The sequence below is a fragment of the Microlunatus phosphovorus NM-1 genome (genome assembly GCF_000270245.1).
Classification (GTDB): domain Bacteria; phylum Actinomycetota; class Actinomycetes; order Propionibacteriales; family Propionibacteriaceae; genus Microlunatus; species Microlunatus phosphovorus.
Window position 1 is genome coordinate 2,746,608 of record NC_015635.1, and the last position, 19,475, is coordinate 2,766,082.

The window sequence follows — 19,475 nt, forward strand, 5'->3', positions numbered from 1 at the left end:
GACGCGTCGAGAATCGTCCCGACCGGTCAAGGCTCAGGAGATCTCGGGACGGTTCTCGTACGCGGTCGACAGCACCGTGGTGGTGTGGGTCGAGCACTTCGCCTCGGCTCGGATCCTGGCCAGCAGCGCCTCCAGGTGGGCCATCGTCTCGACCTGCACCTTCAGCAGATAGCTCGGCTCGCCGGCCACCGAATAGCAGGAGATGATCTCCTCGATCCCGGCCAGCCGCTCCGGTGCATCGTCGGCCTGGCTGGGGTCGAAGGGCTTGATCGCCACGAACGCTGTGACGAAGTGACCGAGCCTGGCGGAGTCCAGGACCGCCCGATAGCCCTTGATGACCCCTCGCTGTTCGAGCCGGCGTACCCGCTGCTGGGCAGCGGAGGTGGACAGCCCGGTCTCCTTGCCGATGTCGGTATAGGACATGCGGCCGTCGCGGGCAAGAAGCGAAAGAATGCGCCGGTCCAAGGCTTCCATGGCCGTATCGTGCCAGGATCCTTCCCGTGGGATCGCAAAGATTGCTGCTTTTGGATACGGCGTCGCTCTACTTCCGGGCGTTCTTCGGCGTGCCGGACTCGTTTCGGGCCCCGGATGGCACCCCGGTCAACGCCGTACGGGGACTGCTGGACTTCATCGCTCGGCTGGTCGAGACCTACCGGCCGACGCATCTGGCGTGCTGCTGGGACAACGACTGGCGGCCGGCCTGGCGGGTCGAACTGATCCCCAGCTACAAGGCACACCGGGTCGCTGGAGCCGGCGATGCGGTCGTTGAGCAGATGGCCATCTCCGACAGCACCGAAGGTGAGCAGGCGCCGGACGACCTCGCGGTGCAGGTGCCGGTGATCCGTGAGGTGCTCGCCGCCCTCGGACTGGCGGTGGTCGGGAAGAACGGCTATGAGGCCGACGACGTGATCGGCACCCTCGCCGCCACCGCCATGATGCCGGTGGAGGTCGTGACCGGTGACCGCGACCTGTTCCAAGTGGTGGACGATACGCGCGCGGTCCGAGTGCTCTACATCGCCCGCGGCGTCGGCAAGCACGAGCGGGTCGACGATGCCTGGGTCAAGGCCAAGTACGGCATTCCGGCCGCGCACTACGTGGACTTCGCCGTGCTCCGCGGCGATCCTTCCGACGGGCTGCCTGGCGTGGCGGGCATCGGTGAGAAGACCGCCGCCTCGTTGATCAACTCCTACGGCGGTCTGTCCGAGATCATCGCCGCCGCCAGTGAGCCGTCGACCAAGGTCAGCCCGAGCGTACGGTCCAAGCTCGGCAAGGCGATCGACTATCTGGCCGTGGCACCGACGGTGGTGGCCGTCGCCAGTGACCTGGAGCTGCCAGTCACCGTGGACGACCTCGCCCTGCCGACCGAACCGGCCAGCCCGGCTGCGTTCACGGCGCTGGTCGACCGGTACGGTCTCGGCGGCAGCGCGGAACGGGTCGTGAAGAGTCTTGCCGCCCAACGCTGATCTTGGCCGACTGCGGGACGCGCACACTGCGCCGTACGCGGTCGAGCTGCCGTCCTCGATCGGCTCAGCCTCAGCTGACCCGGCTTCGGTGATCCTGGCGTATGCCGCCTGGCACCCGATGGTGCTCTGGGGAACCTGGCTCGACAGCGAGGTGCTCATCGGAGTGGATCCGGTGGTCGAGCTGGGCGGTCTCGACGCCGACCAGTGCTGGGAGCCGCTCTCGGTCCTGCCAGGACCCCAGAGCGGTTCCCAGGGGATCGGTTCCGCGGGGAGCGGCTTCGAAGGGATCGGCGGCGGCTGGGTCACGGTGCTCGGCTACGATCCCGGCACCTCGTGGCTGGCCTTCTATGACTCGTTGCTGCGCCGCCGCGCCGATGGGACGTGGGTCTTCGAGTCGCTCGGTCTGCCCGGTCGGGAGCAGGTAGCGGCCGCACACCTGGAGCAGGCCCGCGCCGCGGTCTGTGCCAAGACCTGGCTGCCCGGAGCCGGCGCTGGGATCGGGCCGCTCTCCCCCATCAACAAGCACGAGCAAGAACCTCGAGACCAGCACACTCGAGATCAGCAGGTTGCCCTGCATCATCTGGCCGGTGTGGAACGGGTGATCGGCCGGATCCGGGCCGGTGAGGTCTACCAGCTCAACCTGTGCACCCGGCTGCGGGCCGAACTGCTCGAACCTCCGCTGGAGCTGTTCGTCCGCACCGCAGGCACGCTGCGACCAAGCTATGGCGCACAGTTGCCGACCGGCTCGGACACCGCGGTCGTCAGCCTCAGCCCAGAGCGATTCTTGACCGTACGCGACGGATTGGTGACCACGTCACCGATCAAGGGCACCACCAAGCGGACAGAGGATCCCGACGGCTCCCAGCTGCGATCATCGACCAAGGACGCCGCCGAGAACATCATGATCACCGACCTGATGCGCAATGACCTGTCCCGGGTCTGCGAGCCGGGCAGCGTGACCGTGACCGGGTTGCTGGAAGTAGAGCCCCACCCCGGTGTCTGGCATCTGGTGTCGACCGTGCAAGGCCGGCTCCCCCTTGGCGCCTCGGTGAGCCAGCTGCTGGCGGCGACATTCCCGCCCGGATCGGTCACCGGCGCCCCCAAATCCAGCGCCAGGGCGGCGATCGCGGCCGAGGAGCCGCATCCACGTGGGGCCTATACCGGGTCGGCCGGCCTGATCACCGCCGACGGCCGGGCAGAGCTGAGCGTGCTGATCCGGACATTCGAGGTCACCGGAAACCGAGTCGAGCTCGGGGTCGGTGGCGGGATCACCGTGGACAGCGTCCCGGTCCGCGAGTGGCAGGAGTGCCTGCACAAGGCCGAGCCGCTGGCTCGGGCCGCCGGCAGCAACCTCAGCGGCTGGCTGAGCGACCTGCCACCACCGATACCGATCGACCTTTCCGACGCGGGCGTCTTCGAGACGATCCTGGTGCAGCATGGCCGGCCGCTACGACTGGCCGACCATCTGGCTCGACTAGCTCGCTCGGTCCGAGAGCTCTACGGGGCTGCGCTGCCGGACGAGATCGGGAGCCAGGCTCTGCAGACGGCCGCCACCATGGGCGACAGCCCGCGAGCCGCTCTGCGAATCCGAGTGCAGTCACAACACACTCACCTCGACGTCGAGGTGAGCGCCCAGCCACTCGGGCCACGGCTACGGCGCAGTGAGTTGACCTTTGCCAACCGGTCCGCCGTCTCGTGGCGGCACAAATGGAGCCGACGTGACCAGCTGCAAGCAGCCGAGAGGCAGACAGCACCTGCGCTCCCCTACTTCCTCGACACGGACGGTCAGGTGGCGGAGACCAGCCGAGGAAACCTCTTCGTCCAGGGCGCTGACGGCAGGTGGCGTACTCCCCCGGCAAGCGATCACCTGCTGCCCGGCGTGACTCGCTGCGCCCTGCTCGATGCGCTGTCCGACCGCCGGGTCCCCTGCTTGATCTCGCCGATCAGCCGCGAGGATCTGGGGGCGGCAAGAGCTGTGGTGTGGACCAGCGGTCTGAGCGGAGTGGTGGCGGTCAGTGGGCTGGACGGTCGAGCACTGGCTTCCGCGAGCCCTGCCGAGACCTGGTCGCAGTGGCTCGGCTATGCCTGACGACCTCCTGCCAACCCGGCCCGAGCTGAGCCGAAAAGCGCGCTGAACCGGAGCGGGCTGAGTCGGAATGGGGCTCCGCCGAAGCAGGGTTGGTCAGCGGCGCCCAGTGGTCGCCACGTCCCGACGATCGATCACCGAGCGTGCCGCGGTGAGGAAGCCGTCGGCGTACGGCTCCGGAAAGTCCCCGAGGTAGTAGACCCGGGTGAGCTGCCGCTCGGGTGCCAACGGGTCGCTGCCGAGCAGCCGATCGCACACCTCGGCAAGGTTGCTCAGGTCCTCCTGCAACACGTACGCGGCCCTTGCTGCGGGCGCATCGACGAGCAACTGCTCCGGGGTACGCCCCACCGAGACGATCGCGAACGGCTTGTCGGAGCGCAGATAGTCCGAGACCACCGCTGAGACATCGGAGATCATCGCGTCCGAGACGTTGAAGCAGTCCTCGATCGTCATGGCCTGCTCGGCAGCCTCGCCCCAGAGATGCTCACGCCCGGTTGCGGCCTTGTCCGCAGCCAACAGGCGACCGATCTCTTCGATCATCTCCGTGCAGTCGCGATAGCGGTAGTTGAACGGATGCGCCCGGAACACGACCCGGGCGCCTCGATCCAGCAGCGCCTGGACGATCTGGCGACCGATCGGCAACGAGAACACCCGACTGTCGGAGAACGGACCCTGCCACGTCGGGGCATACAGCACCGTCGGTGATGCCAGCTGGCCGATCGGCCCGGCGGCCGGAGTGATCACCTCGACCTGCGGCCGGCCCACCACCCGGAACTTCTCCTGCGGGATGGTGACTCCGTGCCGGGCATAACGGTCGATCCCGGCTTGACCGGCGGCGAAGAGCAGATCGTAGATGGCGTGCACCGGGTTGAAGCAGGCAGGCTTCTCTGAATCACCATGGTTGAGCCACACGTGAGTGAGTTCTCTTCGCTCCACCAGGTGACTGTTCCTGGCCGCGTTGTTGACATAGAACGCCGTGGTCAAAGTAGGAACCACGATCTCCTCGACGCTGCGCAGCGTGGGTCGGAAGATGATCGGCACCTTGACGCCGGCGGCGGCCGTCACGTCGGCGATTGCGCGCAACATCGGTACGGTGCGCGTCACGAAGATGTAGCGATGGCCGATCCGCTCGAAGTAGGGCAGCCACATGCCGACCTGGTACGCCGCGCCCACCGTGGAGGAGAAGTACACGACGAACTCCGGGCCGTACGCGCGCAACGCTGCCGGGAACCGTTCGTCGGCGTCGACGACGAGGCGGGCCCGACGCAGCGCTCGAGCGAGTCCGTCGGCAAACACCACAAGAGCGACCAGCGCGACCAAGCCTCCGAGGAGCGCAGGCAAACCGAACGCCGCGGCCAGCAGCGCCACCACCAGAGCCAGGCTGCCACACCAGGTCACGACGACGCGGGGGAATCGCTCGGCGACCTCCGCCTCCACCTCGGGGAAGTCGTGTACCTCCAGACCGATCCGACCCCAACAGCGGGAGATGAAGCTCTCCCCAACCAGTGCGATGGACAGCAGCAGTACCGTCACCGTCACCAGGGCCAAGTTGGCCGATCGGGTGTGTTCGACCACCAAGAGCAACATCAGCAGCACGGCCCGGGTGACCCCGAGCCGACCCAGCAACCGGCTCCAGCGCATCCGGTCCGCCAGGTCCCGCCGGGAGGCAGTGGCCCCCACCAGCAGCCCGAGCAGCCCGACCGTCACCGCGACCGCCACCGAACCGGCCGCGAGCGCGATCAGCAGCGCGAGCAGCGCCAACCCGGTGCCGGTGAGATTGAGCACGATCGACTCGAGAACACGACGATAGTCCGCGAGCCGGCTGCGCAGTCCCTGCCGTGTCTCTTCGTCTTCGTCGCCGGCGCCGCCGTCACCATCGGCTGGCTCCGGTTCAGCGACATCCCGGCCCTCTTCGTCATCCGCGTCCAGCCCGGCCGCTCGGTGGCTGGCCACGTCACGTACGGCGTCGACGAAGGCGTTGGCGTAGGTCTCGGCCGGGAAGTCACCGAGATAGTCGGATCGAATGGCATTGCGCTCGGCGGCCATCGGGTCGGCGCCCAGCATCTGGTCCAGTGTCTCGTCCAGGTCGGCCAGATCGCGTCGCACCACGTAGGAGGCGCGCGACACCGGGTATTCAACGCGAAACTCCGCCGGCTCGGACGGCACTGCGATCATCGCGAACGGCTTGCCGGAGAACAGATAGTCCGACACCACGCTGGACACATCGGTGACCATCGCGTCGGAGACGTTCATGCAGTCGAGGATCCCCAGGTCCTTCTCGGCCGCCTGGCCCCATCGATGGCCACGCCGGGTCCGGCTGGCATCGGCAGCCAGCAGATCCTGGATCCGCCCGATCGTGGCGGCGTCAGCCGGGTCCTCGTAGCTGAACGGGTGCGGCCGGAAGATCACCGTGGCGCCCCGGGCCAGCAGCGCGGAGACGATCTGCTCACCCGACGGCAGGGAGTAGAGCATCGTCTCCTCGACGTGTCCCTTCCAGGTCGGCGCGTACAGCACCACCGGCGCGCTCACCTCGCTGATGGACCGCTCGACCCGCTGCACGTCCTCGGCCTGCGGCCGGCCGACCACCCGGAACTTCTCCATCGGGATATGTACGCCGTGGTCGCCGTAGCGACGCGTCGCCGCCGGCCCAGCGGCGAACACCTGGTCGTACATGGCGTGCGTGGGGTTGTAGGACGGTGGTTTGTCCGAGTCGCCGTGCCCCAGATAGACGTGCGTGAGATGGTGATAGCGGACGAAGGCCCCGTTGCCGGAAGAGGCGTTGACATAGAAGGCGGCCCGCAGCGACGGCACGATCATCGCGTCGAGGTCCGCGATCCGACGCGACTCGATCACCGGCACGTCGGTCAGCTCGGCAAGCACCTCGGCCGGCACCCGGTCACGGGTGACGATGACGAATCGGCGACCGGCACGCTGCAGGTAAGGCAGCCACATGGTGATCTGGTACGACGCATCGTCGGGTCGGGAGGTGTAGACCACGAACTCGGGTGCGTACGCCGCCAGCGAGGCCGGGATGAGCTGCCGCTGCCGCCGGGAGGCCAGGATCCGGTTGCGACCGGTCAGCGCCAGGACGACCGCCGGGATCAATGCCAGCAGCGCGACCAGCAACCAGCCCCCCACCGCGACCCCGAACAGGGCGAACACCAATCCCAGCAGGGTGGCCGCCAGGCTCGCGGCGACCGTCGGCACGGCGAGATCACGGACCGGCACGTCGTCGGGTACGCCGGGCAGATGAGCGACGAAGCGCACCCGGTGATTGGCGGCCCGCCGCAGCTGCGGCTCGCTGACGATCACCGCGATCAGCAACGCGGCCGCCAGGCCGGCGCTCACCCGCGCAGCACCCGAGGAAGATGCGGAAGCAACCGCAACGGCCATCCCAGCGACCAGCAGAGTCCTCGGCACCATGGCGAGCCCGAGCGGTCGCGAACGACTGTCTGCGTCCTCTCGAAGCCGGCCAACGACCCGCAGCACGGCAGCCAGCAGGCCGATCAGCAGGAGCACCAGTCCAAGGGGCCGCGAGCCCAGTAACACCGACCCGGCGCCGAGCACGGCGGCAGCGGTGGCTGCGAGATCGACCACGAGATCGCGGACGATCAGTCGATACACATTGGTCTCGTTGGGGTCAGCCATTGATCTGGGTGGATCCTCGCGGTCGGCGTCACTGGCCCAGGCGGGCGGGCACGAGTCTAGAGCTGGTTGGCAGACATGGCTTCAGAACAGGCCGACGGTGGCCGGAGTATTCGTCTCCGGTTGATAGCGTGCCAGGACCCGTTTCGTGTACAGGAGTTCAGGTGAAAGTTGTCAGCGTGGTCGGCGCACGCCCTCAGTTCGTGAAGCTGGCTCCGATAGCCCATGCACTCCAGGCCGCGGGCCACGAGCACATGATCGTGCACACCGGTCAGCACTATGACCCGAACCTGTCCGACGTGTTCTTCAGCGGGCTGGGCATCCCCGAGTCAAACATCCACCTCGGGATCGGGTCGGGAAGCCATGGCGTCCAGACCGGGGCGATGCTGACCGCTCTCGACCCGGTGCTGGAGTCCGCCGACCCCGATTGGGTCCTTGTCTACGGTGACACCAACTCGACGATCGCCGCGACGCTTTCGGCGGTCAAGCAGCATTTGCCGGTGGCCCATCTGGAGGCCGGGCTGCGGTCCTTCAACCGGCGGATGCCCGAGGAGCACAACCGCGTCCTCACCGACCACGCCGCCGATCTGCTGCTGGCGCCATCGGACGTTGCCATGCGCCACCTCGCCGATGAGGGCCTGAGCGATCGGGCTCGGTTGGTCGGCGATGTCATGGTGGACGTGTGCCTGCAGATCCGTGATGCGGTGCTGGCCAGCGAGCAGCCTGCATCCACCACCTCGCATCCGATCGGTGGGCCGTATCTGCTCGCCACCTTGCACCGTCCGGACAACACCGACGACCCGGCACGGCTGGCAGCCCTGATCGAATCGCTGGCTGCGCTTCCCCTACCGGTGCTGCTGCTGGCCCATCCCCGACTGGTGACCCGAGCGACGGCGGCGGGGATCTCGCTCACGCAGGGGTCGATCACCCAGTCATCGCCGCTGCCGTATCGCGAGCTGGTCACCGCCGTGCTCGGCAGTGTCGGGGTCATCACCGATTCGGGCGGCCTGCAGAAGGAGGCATTCCTGCTCCGTCGCCCGTGTACCACGCTGCGCACCGAGACCGAGTGGGTGGAGACCGTCGAACTCGGCTGGAACGTGCTGCTGCCCGATCCACACCTGCTCGATCCGCAGAAGTGGATCCAGCTGCCGCAGCGCCGGTGCGTCGAGACCGAAGCAGCACCGTACGGCTCCGGGCACGCGGCAGCAGCGGTCGTCGAATGCCTGGCGGGAGAGATCCGCCGCTGAGGCCCGGCGTCACGACTGCAGGAAGCCCCCCAACAACTCGGCACTACGGCGTCCGTCATGGGTCACTCGGACGAAGTCGTGGGCCTCTCGGCCGATCTCCCGTGCTCGGTCGCGGTCGTCGAGCAGTTGCTCGATCGCCGCTCGGACCCCGGTGGGTTCGGTATTGACCAGCGGCGGAGTCCCGCCCAGGGCCGTCAGCACCGTCGGTGTCAGATGGACAACGACCGGCTTGCCGGCCGCCATCGCCTCGCAGGCGAGGGTTCCGTACGAGCCGATCGCCACCTGGTCGACGACGATGTCAGCGGCCTGCACCTGGTCGCGCATCGTCGTCCACGGCACGCCCTCGACCAGGCGCAGTTCGATCACCCCTCGAGCGTCCATTTCCTCCAAGTCCGGCAGGAACAGGTCGGTGCCCTTCGTCCATCGTTTCGACGGAGCGTGCAGGACGACGGGTCGTTGTCGCTCGAACACGGGCACCTCGCAGCTCCAGGCGTCCACGTCGACGACCAACGGGATCCACGTCGCCTTGGGCACGTCGTCGAGGAGGTCCGGGGTCGTCACGAAGATCGGTAAGTCCACCTGGGCGACGATGTCGGCATTGTGCTGTACGGCGCGGATACGCGCCTCCAGCAGATCGTCCGAGGCGTTGTTGAAGTGGGAGTAGGGCAACCTCTCCAGGTGGCGCTTGGGGTCCCGGATCTCGGATCCGTGGCACAGCAGCGCTGTCTTGATGCCGGCCCGGGTCAGCGCCGGGAGGTCGCCGCTGATGTCCGTGCCGTTCAGCTGACCCAGGATCGGCAGAAACGCGTCGGAGATGAGATGCGTGTACCGCGACAAGACCCTGCGCGCGAGATCGAGCTGGACCTCGAGATCTGTCAGACTCCGCGCCGACAGGTAGATGTCCGAGGGATAGCCGAACCCGGTTCCCGCGGTCCTGGTGATCACCTCGGCCGAGACCTGCTCGTTCCGCTCGGTCACCGCCTGAGCCAGGGCTGCGAGCTGGCCGGCATAGTTGCCCATCCCCATCCCGAGCTTGATCTTGGTGTTGCCCATCCGACGCCACGGCACGTCCTCGCCGGTGACGGCATGTCGCTCGTGGCGGGTATTGAGCAGACGCGGCGGGTCCTTGACCTCGGTGACGTCCCAGTCGAGGTCGGTTCGCGGACGCGGATCCAGACCACTGACCTTCCGGTAGAGCTTCAGCAGTCCTTCCGCCTGGTGCTCCCACGACAGATCGACCAGCATCTCCTCGGTGATGCCTGTGCGCCTCGCCTCTCGATCGGCGAGCGCAGCCCGAACGGCGGTGGCGAACGACTCAGGCTGACCGGCCTCGAAGACACTGCCGATCCCGTGCTCTCGTACGTAGGCGCTGAGGGTCTTGACGTCGCTGACCACCACGGGGAGCCCGGCATGGATGTACTCGGCGAGCTTGGTCGGCAGGGACAGCTCGTAGTTGATCGTCTTCGCCGAGCAGATGATGCCTAGATCGGCGGACGAAAGATAGTCCGCCACGTCCTGCGGATCCACATAGGGAACCGCATGAACTCGGTCGGCGACCTGGACTCGATCCGCACGACGCAACAGCTTGGTCAGGGCCGGATTGTTCAGGTTGGCCACGATCACAAGGTGGACCTCGGGCAGCAGCGGCAAGGCATCGATCGCCGTGTCGAGCCCGCGCTGGGCCTGGATGTAGCCGGAGTAGACCAACAGCGGGGTCTCCGCCGGCAGGTCTGCAGCGGTGCGGACCGAGACTGCGGAATCCCGGCCGATCGCCTCGCGGACCGGGGTGTTCCGGACGACCAGGGGCCGAGTGGCCAACTGATGATCACGCTGGATGATCTCGGCGATCTCGGGCGAGACGGTGACGACCGCGTCGGCTCGGTGGATGTACTCGCGCTCGAGTTCCGGATAGGCGCTGGCCATCCTCGGGGTCGGCCAATCGACACCGGCGACGTACTCGTGCGCGTCGTAGATCCAGCTCACCGGATGTCCTCGGCGACGCAGCCGAGCGGCGGCGATCGCACCGGTGTTGAGCATGGTGATGTCGTTGACGTGGATCACATCAGGTCGGAACCGTTCGATGTACGGCCCGAAAGCCAGGTCGAGGTCGAGGAGGTTCGGCTGGTCGTGCCGCCAGTCACCGACAGGCGCGGCCGGATCCGGTCGGCGGGCGAGATCCCAGGCGGCAGCGTCTTCTTTCGCCCGATGTGAAAGCCGGTCGAGGTACGAGACGCCGCGCAGTCCGAAGCGCGCCGCCGACGCCAGCGGCGTGCCGCGCTGCCCCAGCAGACTGATCTGTTCCGAGCGCAATCGCTGCCGCGACTCGAAGGTCGCCTCCCAGGCCTCGCGGCCCTTGCTCATCGACGAGCCCGGCTGCAGCAGGCGGGTGCCCGTCTTGCGGCGGGCGTTCTCGGCGCGTGCCAGGTCATTCCCGACCGGGACTCGGATCACCTGCACCGCGCCGATGCGTGAGCGCTGCACCTTGCCCGTGGGTGAGCGGCCGATCAGGCAGACTTCCCAGCCATCGCGGGCGGCCGACAGCGCGACCTTCTGGACTCGGGAGTCTCCGGTGATGGCGTTCGCAACGATGACGGCCAGCCGGGGAGGACGTGAAGGCACGAGAGCATTCCCAACGATCTGCGGATAAGACGGAGTGGTGCGGCGTGACATCGCGCTAGCTGCTTCGCCGGGGAACCAGTCGACGGACCTTACCCGCGCCGCGAGCCAGACGCGAGGCCAGCCGGTAGGTGGTGGACGACTCCACGTTGCCCAGCCGCTTCCTCAAAGCGTTCCGCTCCGTCTTGAGCGCATTCCGCTCGGCCTTGACCGTAGCGATTTCTTCCAGTAGCTGTTCGGACTCCCCGCGAGCCCGCTCGGCTGCTCGCTGACGGTCCTGTGCCTCCCCGAGCTCGGCCAATAGCTCGCGTTCGCGGGCTCGCTGGCCGAGGTTTTCCAGCACGCTCTCGGCGAGGAACCGGGCCAGCACGCCTCGCTGCTCACCGTCGGGACCTGGCGCCGGCTCGAGCTCGCGCGCCAGGTACGGCTGCGGCAGCAACAGTTCGTCGCTGCGACGGGCTACCACAGCCACGGTCGGCTGGCGCATCCCCGATGCGATCACCGCCTCGATGATCTGCAGCCTGGAACTCAGCAGGGCATGGACAACCCGGCCAATCGGCAACCGGGCGGCCTCGGTCGGCACGAGAAGCACCACGGTCGTGCCTTCCGGAAGATCGGCGGGCACAACGTCTGCAAACCGTCCGCCAGCGGAGGCGCTCAGGAGCAGCAAGTCGCCCGCAGCCGGCTCGACCTCCGCGCCGGCGGGGTGCAGCCGAATGCCCGGCGTCTGGGTCAGTGGCAGCGCATACCCTCGCTGGTGCACGGTGCCGTCGCCGACGTGGTGCAGGATGAGCTCTCTGATCAGCATCAAGACGTCCTATCGAAGACGTGGAAACCGGCGCCGTTGTTGCGGAAGGCATAGGCGACGAACCCGCGGTGGACGAAGCCGTCCGACGTGAGCAGGTCGAGATAGCGCTGACGTGCCCGGCTCACCTGGTAGTCACCCCACTGACGGTCGGCCACCAAGTCGTGGTCCGCGAGGATCAGGCGCCCACGCGAACGAACCAGCATCCCCAAGTTGCGTACGGATGCGGCCCAGATGTGGTCCTCCATGATGTGGAAGAGCACATCAACGCTGATCACCACGTCGTACAAGTAGCCGGGCGTCCACTCATCGAGCCGACTCAGGCGGTAGCGGTCGCGACCGTCCGCCCGTGCCCGACCGACACACGTCGCCAGTGCCTGCTCCGAGGTGTCGATGCCGTCGACCTGATGCCCGAACGAGGCGAGAGTTCGAGTGAGCCAACCCGTGCCGCACCCGGCATCAAGGATGCGCACCGGTGCCGCGGGTCGAGCGAAGGTGCCGATGAGATCGATCAGCCGTCCGACGCGCAGCGAGTTCAGCATCGCGTTCGCGGTATCGTCATACGCGATGTCCCCGCCGGCGTAGCCGTGCTCGAGCCGTCGGTGCCGCTCGTTCCAGAAGGCGATCGACTGGTCGATCCCCAGCGAACTCGCCGAGTTGCTCATCCTCCGAAGGCCTCCGTCAGCACGCGGGCGGACATCCTTCCGTCGTGGTGGGTGCGAGCAAACTCAGTGCCGCACGCCGCCAGCCGACTATAGTGCTCCCGATTCTCGACCACGGACACCATGATGTCCTCGAGCGTGGCCGGAGTCGCCTCCACGATCGGTGACCGAGGCTTCATCCGGCGTCTCACGCCCTCCGGCAGGTGTGCCACCACCAACCGGCCCGCGGCCATCGCTTGCCCGGCCAGCACGCCAGGGTTGCCCATCACCACCTGGTCGACGAGGACGTCCACCTCGGCGACCATCGACGGGATCATCATCGAGGGCAGATCATGTAGCCGCCGGTAGCGGATGAGCTTGCGCCTATGGAGGTCGCGCAACACCGGATCGATGCACTCCGAGCCTTTGAGGGCAGAATTGGACGGCGCGTGGGCGACCACAGGTCGCGACTCGGTGAGCGCTGGTCTGGTCGGAGCGAACGAGGCAGGACCGACCACCCCCGGCAGCCACACGGCATTCGGCACATGGTCCACCAGATCCGGTGTGGACACCAGGATCGGGCCGTCGAAGTCCATGAAGGCCTCATGCACTCGCTCGGTGACTTGCTCGAGTTGCGCAGTGAGGTCCTCGTTCTCCCTACGGTAGAACGGCGACCACGGGGTCAGCCGCAGGTGATGCGCCGGTCGGCGGACCTCGGACCCGTGGAAGAGCAGCGCCACGCGCCGCCCGGTTGCCCGCAGCGCCTCGACGTCCTCTCGCCCGCGGCGGGGATCCCAGGCACTCACCGACTCGCTTGCGTCGGCGACGGCGAGCAGAGGCCGCATCGCCTCGATCAGCACGTCGGTGGAGTCGGCGAGCAGCTCAACGGCCAAGCTGACCCGAGTGGCCGGATCCGCCCACTGCACGGCTGTCAGTGGCAGATCCGCCTGGAAGGCCAACCGCGAGCTGGCTGGCGCCACGTGAACGTTGCGCGCCGTCCAGCCGGAAGCGTGCTCGCGGACCGATCTGGCCCACTCATACCCTTGACCGGCGTAGTTGGCCGGCCCTATCACGAGCCGGCGCTCAGCCGTCGCCGGGACGCGACGGCGGGTTCCGGCCAGGGAAGCGACCGCCTTCGCGCCGCGGCGGCTCATCGAACCCGTGCGGACGTCGAGGTCACCGCGCTCGTCGCGATCGCCCAGGGCCAGCCATGGCTCGCCCACGGCCGGCGTACGGCCGCTCACCGTCACCGTCGAGACCGCGCTGGCGGCTGGCCCAAGCCCGGCATCGGCCACGCTGAGTGAGACGTCGAACGGTGGTGGGTGCAGCACCCGGTCCGGGGTCTCCCCACGTTCGAGCAGCCGTGCGACCCGGATGGCCGAGTCCAGCGAGTTGGTCGCGATCAGGTCGTCGTGCACGTTCAGCGCCTGCCACGCCGCCAACTGGGTCATCCGGTCGACGGCGGCCAGCACCACCGGTCCTGGTGCCTCGGCCAGGCGGGCCAGCAGCATCTCCGCGATCTGCTCCACGTGCCGCCGGGCAACGGTAGCCAGGCTTCCGGCAGGCACCTTCTCGGCCGGAACGAGTGCGATGTGTTCGTCGTCCGGTGCCACCACCACTGTCAATGCCAACGTGTGCTGAGCAGGGGCGGCATGTATCCGAGCCACCGTGCCTGCGTCCGGGAGGGACGAGGACAGGTGCAGCAGCCACACCCGATCGGCGGGTCTCGATGGGACGTCGGTCATGGCCTCAACGCCGCGAAGACGTCGGCAAGGGCGGGACGTAGGTGCGCCTCACGACTGCGTCGCGCGCCGTACTCGGCCGCCGCCGCGAAGTGCCGTTCGCCCTGAGCCATGTCATCGAGGGCCTCGAGCATGGCGGCGGACAGCGCGCGCTCGGAATAGTCGCGGGCATCGTGCCAGCGCGGGTAGCCGTCCAGAATGCGCCGAGCATCATGCTGGGCATCCAGCATGGAGACGATCGGCAGCCCGGTCGCGACGTATTCGTAGACCTTTCCTGACGTCACCATGGCCGATCCTTCCTTCAAGAAGACCAGCACGTCGGCCTCCGCGTACACCTGTGTGATCTGGTGCTTGGGGGTGCGACCAGTCAGTATCAGGCCATCACGGGCGTACTCATCGGCAATGGCGGTCTGCTCGGCCGTCAGGTGGCCACCGTGGCCGAACGAACCGACCACCCGGAGCTCGGCGTCGGAGAGCTCAGCCGAGCGATGTCGAGCGATGCGCCAGGCCTCGGCCAGCAGCCGCAGTGGAAATGTCGAACTCACGGTGCCCACGTAGGTGTACACCAGGCGAGAGCCTGGCCGACGGTCGCGGTGGATCTGGTCGATATCCAGAAACCGCGGATCCCAACCGTTCTCCACGACCGCGATCCGGTCGGCGTACTGCGGAAACCGCTCGCGATGCCACTGTGCGATCGGCTCGTTCACGAACCACATCCGTAGTGCGCGGGAGAGGGCGAACTCAAGCCAAGGCAGGGTCTGGTCAGCCAACGGAGCGGGCTCGCCGGTATAGACGTTGAGCAGCCAGCTATCCCGATCATCGAGCACGAACGGGATGCCGTAGTCGACGCTCAGCCGTAGCGGCACGGTGTAGTCGACGTAGGGGTTTCCGGTCGCGATCACCAGGTCGATGGGGTCCACCTCGTGGATCCGGGCGGCCGCTGCCTCGGCACGGGGCTGCCAAGTCGAGTAGACCAGTTCAGGGAACGACTGAGTCTGGTCGTCGCGAACTCTGGCAGCCCACCGCTTCGGCCTTCGGATGCGCGCGTTCGGCCACCGATTCAGCAGGGGGTCGCGCTCCAGCGGGTCCATGGCCACCCGGACCACCCGCACACTGTCGGCCACGTCGTCCAGCAGGGTGCGGTCACCGCCGATGATGAGATCGAAGGTGTCCAGGTCGGCTGTCAACACCGTCACTCTGTGGCCGGCCCGGACGAGCTCCGCCACCGTTGCCAGCGGTCGATAGACCCCGGGACCCTGGTGTGGTGCGAAGGCCCACGCCACGTACAGCACATGCCGCGGCTCGTGGAACCGCTGATCCATCGATGCCCTCTCGCCGTGGAACCCGCCAAGTTGTGTTCTCAAACTAACCGTCGCACCAGCGGGATCTGCCGAAGCAGGATAGCAAGTACGAAACTGACGACCAGCACCAATCCGAGACGCCCGAGCAGTTCGACGACACTGCCCGCGGCCGGGGTTCCACCGACGAACGGAAGGTCGTAGGAGACCGTGAGGACGGCAAGATGGAGCGCGAACACCCCAAGCGTGACCTGGCCCAGAAGTTGCCCGAGCTCGGCCGGACGACCGCGGACAGTCCAGCCCAGCGCCCGACCCCGCCGCAACACCGCCTGACCCACGAGGAACACCAACGCCGCGTAGAGCTGGACTCCGAGCGAGTAGTAGCCGCCGAACAACCCGCTGAACCACCAGGGCACATCCGGACGCCGGAACATCCACACGATTGCTGCCGTGATCGCCACGCAGGCCAGCACGGCGATCACCACCGCGATCCGGTGCAACACGATTCCCCGTAGTCCCCAGCCCAGCAGATAGACGCCGACGTAGGGGAGCCACCAGGTCCACGGAGACTCGATCCAGACGACCGGCGCGTCACGAATGGTGACGGTGAGCGGGCTGAGGGCGGACATGGAGACCGCGATCGCCGCTCCGATCAGCACCGCTCGACGGCTGGACCGAGCGATCCAAGCCACCAACACCGGTGTCACCACAGCCAGACCGAGCACGATCCAGAAGAAGTACAAGGCGGTGAACAGCTGGCCGCGCAAGGTGAGTCTGACCGCCGATTGCCAGGGCACCTCGTGGCCTAGATAGAGCACCCGGAAACCCCAATAGAAGAGGTGCCAGAACACGATCGCAGGCACCAGCCGCAACGCACGTCGGCGCAAGAAGTCGCCGTCACCGCGATAGCGTGAGGGCGCCAGGAGCAGCGCACCGCTGAGCATCACGAAGATCGGCACCGTGAAGTTGAAGCCGCGGTTCAACAGGATGGCCAACATGCCGACCGTCGTCGACCGTGCGTCGGGCCGGATCGCCGTGGCACCCGTCACGTGGATGGTCACCACACCACAGATGGCGAACACACGCATCCAGGAGACCCAATCGATCCGTCCTGACTCAATGGCGATCGAGAAGAAGCGGCGCGCCGTCGGCCGGGCTGCCGGCTGCGGCGCTGGCTCGTCGGTTCCGGAGCCGTAGGTCTCGGGGTCGTCACTCATCGAGGCACATGCTAATGGCCGACATCCGAACGAAGGCCGTGCAACTAGACTGCCCAAGGCACGGGGGACACCGACACCGGCGACGAGGGGGCGTGGATGTACGAGGGCCTGCGGGTCGCAGTTGTCGTACCAGCCTTCCGGGAACGCGAGCACATCGCTCACGTCATCACCACCATGCCCGCCACCGTCGACCACATCGTGGTGGTGGACGATGCGAGTCCGGACGACACTTTCGAGGTGGCCGTGGCGGTGAATGACGCACGCACCGAAGTGCTGCGGCACGAGCGCAACAAAGGGGTCGGCGGCTCCATCGTCACCGGTCACCGACGGGCTCTCGAGCTAGGTGCCGACATCTGCGTGGTGATGGCCGGTGATGGCCAGATGGACCCCGAGCAACTCCCCCGGCTGCTGACACCGCTGGCGGAGCAGGGATACGCCTTCGCGAAGGCCAACCGCTTCTACTCCGCGACAAGCTACACCGGCATGCCGACCCACCGTGTCGTGGGCAATCTGGTGTTGACGTTCCTCACCAAGGCCGCCTCTGGCTACTGGAATCTGGTGGACCCGCAGAACGGCTATACGGCGATCACTCGGGACTGCCTGGAGCGACTCCCGTTGGACCGGCTGGCCGAGCGCTACGAGTTCGAGAACGACCAGCTGATCTGGCTGAACATCCTCGACGCGCGCGCGATCGACGTCCCCATTCCGGCCCGTTACGGCCGCGAGGTGTCCAGCATCAAACTGCACGCCGTCGTACCTCGGCTCCTGCTCCTGCTCTTCCGTGGCTTCTGGCGCAGGGTTTGGCACAAATACGTTCTCTGGTCGTTCTCTCCCGTCGCGTTGATGTTGTTCGCCGGCAGCCTGCTCGTGCTGCTCGGCACCGTGGTCGGCGTCTGGGCGATGCTGGCCAGCGTGGGACCGTCCGAGGCGAGCACCGGCACGTGGCTGTTGGCGGTCGCACCGACGCTGGTGGGCATCCAGCTGCTGGTGCAGTCGCTCGTGCTGGATATCCAGGCGACCCCGAAGTGAGCCGCCTCGGTGTTGTCCGCGCCCATCGCCAACTGCTCGCCTTTCTGATCGTCGGTCTGGCGAGTGCCGCGATCGACGCCGGGGTGTTCCTACTGCTGAATCGGCTGGGAGTGCCTCCCGCGCCCGCGTCGGCGGCGAGCTTCTGTGCGGCCTTCGCCGTCAACTACCGAGGCAACCGCGACCTCGTCTTCAGCGCCGGGCGAATCCCCGGGGCGCTGCGCCGCTACGTCATGCTGGTGATCGGCAATCTGGGCGTGAGCGCCGGTGGGGTCGCTGGGCTCGTCGTCATCGGTGCCCCGCCGGTCGTCGCCAAGCTGAGCACCATGGTCCTCGTCGCGGCGATCAACTTCCTGCTGCTCCGTCGGTGGGTCTTTGCGACTCGATCGCCGGATCGTGCGCGGAGCTTCCCTGGGCACTCGGCGCGGCAAGCTCCCGATCAGCCCGGAGAGCAGGCTGCTGCCCCTTCTGCGGTTCCCCCGCCGGGTGAGGCTGCGGTCGCCCAGCTTCCGGATCATCGGGTGAGTCCGGTTGCCGAGCCACCCTCGACGCGAGACTGGACATGAGCAGCGCGACCGAGACGGCGTAGCAGACCAGGCCCGGCATCGCGTAGCGGAACGCGGTCGGTGTGCCGTTGGTGATTCCGTAGAGCGCGGTGCCGGCGACCGCACCGATGAGCAAGTGGGTCTCGGCCCGCCGCCAGAAGACCACGCTGGACACGATGCTCAGCGTGATCAGCACGAGCAGCGCGCGATCCGACTGGGCAAAGAACACCAAGTCGGTACGTAGGATCTTCCAGGCCAACCTCGGTGTGCCGAGCAGCGCCTCGGTCAGGTTGTCCGCACCGGTCTTGGCCTTGAACTGGTCCAGCTGGGAGAACGTGGGGAACAACCTGGTCTGCAGCACCTGGGTGGCCAACGCGGTGATGGCGACCGAAAGCGCCGGCACCGCCCACCTGTTGCTGCGGCGCCGCAGGAGCAGTGCCGCCAGCCAGGCGACGACGAGCGAACCGGCCACGATGAACGTGGCCTGGCGGGTGAACGCCGAGATGACGGTCAGCACAACCATCCAGGCAACAGGTCCCGACCCTGGACGCCGCACGTACCGCCACGCAGCGACCAGGGTCAACGCCCCCCAGAGCGCCGACAGCGACTCGGTCAGCATCGCCGAGCCGTAGAACATGATCTGCGAACTGCACATGATCAGCACGACCGAACTGATCCCAGCCACGGGACCGTAACGGCGGGAGAGCGCCCACGCCAGGACCGCCATCACAGCAGCGAGCGCCAGACCCGGAACGACGACCAGCCCATCGATCCCCCAGAGCTTCACGAAGGGAACGGAGAGCGCAGGCAATACCACGCGCGGCTGCACCAGGCCCCAACCAAACAGCAACGAGACACCCGGCGACGCCCAGCCCGACTGGGCACTGAGTTCTGCCACCTGGCGCGCGGCCTCGCTCTGGCTTTCTCCACCGAACCACAACGCCATGGCGGCGTAGTACCGCGAGTCCGGTGCGAACAGCGGCTTCACCGCGACGGTCGAAACGTACGTCACGACGAAGGTGACGGCCACAACCACCCCCGCCAGGACCGTTTCCTTCGACGAGTGCGGGCGAGTCGGCTGCTCCTGCACCTGCGCCCCCGGCGAGACGTCGACCTCAGGCGGGACTCGGAACATCGATCTCCT

13 protein-coding genes and 1 pseudogene are annotated in these 19,475 nt (G+C 67.4%); 5 read left to right on the forward strand and 9 right to left on the reverse strand.

From position 1 onward, the window contains the following. Positions 1–33 precede the first annotated feature (33 nt). Complete coding sequence (locus MLP_RS12415; protein ID WP_013863445.1) at positions 34–474, reverse strand: Lrp/AsnC family transcriptional regulator; 441 nt, start codon at positions 472–474, stop codon at positions 34–36. A 26-nt stretch (positions 475–500) separates the two neighbouring features. Between MLP_RS12415 and MLP_RS12420 the strand changes: the two genes are divergently transcribed. Together MLP_RS12420 and MLP_RS26335 are read left to right on the forward strand one after the other, a co-directional pair. After that, positions 501–1,463, forward strand: a complete 963-nt coding sequence (locus MLP_RS12420) for a 5'-3' exonuclease (RefSeq protein ID WP_013863446.1) — start codon at positions 501–503, stop codon at positions 1,461–1,463. Then, entirely contained in the window at positions 1,447–3,552 is a 2,106-nt protein-coding gene (locus tag MLP_RS26335; protein WP_013863447.1) for a bifunctional anthranilate synthase component I family protein/aminotransferase class IV, read from the forward strand. The genes MLP_RS12420 and MLP_RS26335 overlap by 17 nt, the downstream gene beginning before the upstream one ends. Positions 3,553–3,645: 93 nt before the next feature. Here the strand turns inward: MLP_RS26335 and MLP_RS27430 are convergent, their stop codons facing one another. After that, positions 3,646–7,197: a CDP-glycerol glycerophosphotransferase family protein gene (locus MLP_RS27430; RefSeq protein ID WP_013863448.1), complete on the reverse strand. Its 3,552-nt coding sequence runs from the start codon at positions 7,195–7,197 to the stop codon at positions 3,646–3,648. A 161-nt stretch (positions 7,198–7,358) separates the two neighbouring features. Here MLP_RS27430 and wecB point away from each other — a divergent pair, with 161 nt between their 5' ends. Continuing rightward, positions 7,359–8,441 (forward strand): non-hydrolyzing UDP-N-acetylglucosamine 2-epimerase, encoded by a 1,083-nt coding sequence (gene wecB, locus MLP_RS12440; RefSeq protein WP_013863449.1) that lies wholly within the window; start codon positions 7,359–7,361, stop codon positions 8,439–8,441. A 9-nt stretch (positions 8,442–8,450) separates the two neighbouring features. Here wecB and MLP_RS12445 read toward each other — a convergent pair whose 3' ends face one another. Genes MLP_RS12445 through MLP_RS26350 form a run of 6 tightly spaced genes read right to left on the reverse strand, consistent with a single transcriptional unit; the run spans position 8,451 to position 16,760 of the window. Next, the gene (locus tag MLP_RS12445) at positions 8,451–11,060 is read right to left on the reverse strand and encodes a glycosyltransferase family 4 protein (protein WP_013863450.1); all 2,610 of its coding nucleotides are present in this window, start codon (positions 11,058–11,060) and stop codon (positions 8,451–8,453) included. Positions 11,061–11,115: 55 nt separating this feature from the next. Then, complete coding sequence (locus MLP_RS12450) at positions 11,116–11,865, reverse strand: hypothetical protein (protein ID WP_013863451.1); 750 nt, start codon at positions 11,863–11,865, stop codon at positions 11,116–11,118. Further along, positions 11,865–12,527, reverse strand: a complete 663-nt coding sequence (locus MLP_RS12455) for a class I SAM-dependent methyltransferase (RefSeq protein ID WP_013863452.1) — start codon at positions 12,525–12,527, stop codon at positions 11,865–11,867. The genes MLP_RS12450 and MLP_RS12455 overlap by 1 nt, the downstream gene beginning before the upstream one ends. Next, positions 12,524–14,248, reverse strand: coding sequence for a hypothetical protein (locus tag MLP_RS26345; RefSeq protein ID WP_013863453.1), 1,725 nt, complete (start codon positions 14,246–14,248; stop codon positions 12,524–12,526). Before MLP_RS26345 ends, MLP_RS12455 begins: the two co-directional genes overlap by 4 nt. After that, positions 14,245–15,567, reverse strand: a complete 1,323-nt coding sequence (locus MLP_RS12465) for a glycosyltransferase (protein ID WP_013863454.1) — start codon at positions 15,565–15,567, stop codon at positions 14,245–14,247. Before MLP_RS12465 ends, MLP_RS26345 begins: the two co-directional genes overlap by 4 nt. A 38-nt stretch (positions 15,568–15,605) precedes the next feature. Then, positions 15,606–16,760 (reverse strand): acyltransferase, encoded by a 1,155-nt coding sequence (locus MLP_RS26350; protein ID WP_013863455.1) that lies wholly within the window; start codon positions 16,758–16,760, stop codon positions 15,606–15,608. A gap of 96 nt (positions 16,761–16,856) precedes the next feature. On the opposite strand from MLP_RS26350, the gene MLP_RS12475 reads away from it, so the two are divergent. Both MLP_RS12475 and MLP_RS29495 read left to right on the forward strand, forming a co-directional pair. Continuing rightward, positions 16,857–17,789 carry a glycosyltransferase family 2 protein gene (locus tag MLP_RS12475; RefSeq protein WP_013863456.1) on the forward strand — a complete coding sequence of 311 codons (933 nt, stop codon included), beginning with the start codon at positions 16,857–16,859 and terminating at the stop codon, positions 17,787–17,789. A gap of 83 nt (positions 17,790–17,872) precedes the next feature. After that, a pseudogene (locus tag MLP_RS29495) lies at positions 17,873–18,103 on the forward strand (GtrA family protein); the annotation flags it as partial. A 28-nt stretch (positions 18,104–18,131) separates the two neighbouring features. Here the strand turns inward: MLP_RS29495 and MLP_RS28960 are convergent. Next, positions 18,132–19,466, reverse strand: coding sequence for a hypothetical protein (locus tag MLP_RS28960; protein WP_013863458.1), 1,335 nt, complete (start codon positions 19,464–19,466; stop codon positions 18,132–18,134). Between the last annotated feature and the right edge of the window lie 9 nt (positions 19,467–19,475).

Excerpts from the sequence above, each read along its gene's own strand:
- MLP_RS12415 (WP_013863445.1), bottom strand. The coding sequence starts at position 474 with ATGGAAGCCTTGGACCGGCGCATTCTTTCGCTTCTTGCCCGCGACGGC.
- MLP_RS27430 (WP_013863448.1), bottom strand. The coding sequence starts at position 7,197 with ATGGCTGACCCCAACGAGACCAATGTGTATCGACTGATCGTCCGCGAT.
- MLP_RS12450 (WP_013863451.1), bottom strand. The coding sequence starts at position 11,865 with ATGCTGATCAGAGAGCTCATCCTGCACCACGTCGGCGACGGCACCGTG.
- MLP_RS12455 (WP_013863452.1), bottom strand. The coding sequence starts at position 12,527 with ATGAGCAACTCGGCGAGTTCGCTGGGGATCGACCAGTCGATCGCCTTC.
- MLP_RS26345 (WP_013863453.1), bottom strand. The coding sequence starts at position 14,248 with ATGACCGACGTCCCATCGAGACCCGCCGATCGGGTGTGGCTGCTGCAC.
- MLP_RS12465 (WP_013863454.1), bottom strand. The coding sequence starts at position 15,567 with ATGGATCAGCGGTTCCACGAGCCGCGGCATGTGCTGTACGTGGCGTGG.
- MLP_RS26350 (WP_013863455.1), bottom strand. The coding sequence starts at position 16,760 with ATGAGTGACGACCCCGAGACCTACGGCTCCGGAACCGACGAGCCAGCG.
- MLP_RS12475 (WP_013863456.1), top strand. The coding sequence starts at position 16,857 with ATGTACGAGGGCCTGCGGGTCGCAGTTGTCGTACCAGCCTTCCGGGAA.
- MLP_RS28960 (WP_013863458.1), bottom strand. The coding sequence starts at position 19,466 with ATGTTCCGAGTCCCGCCTGAGGTCGACGTCTCGCCGGGGGCGCAGGTG.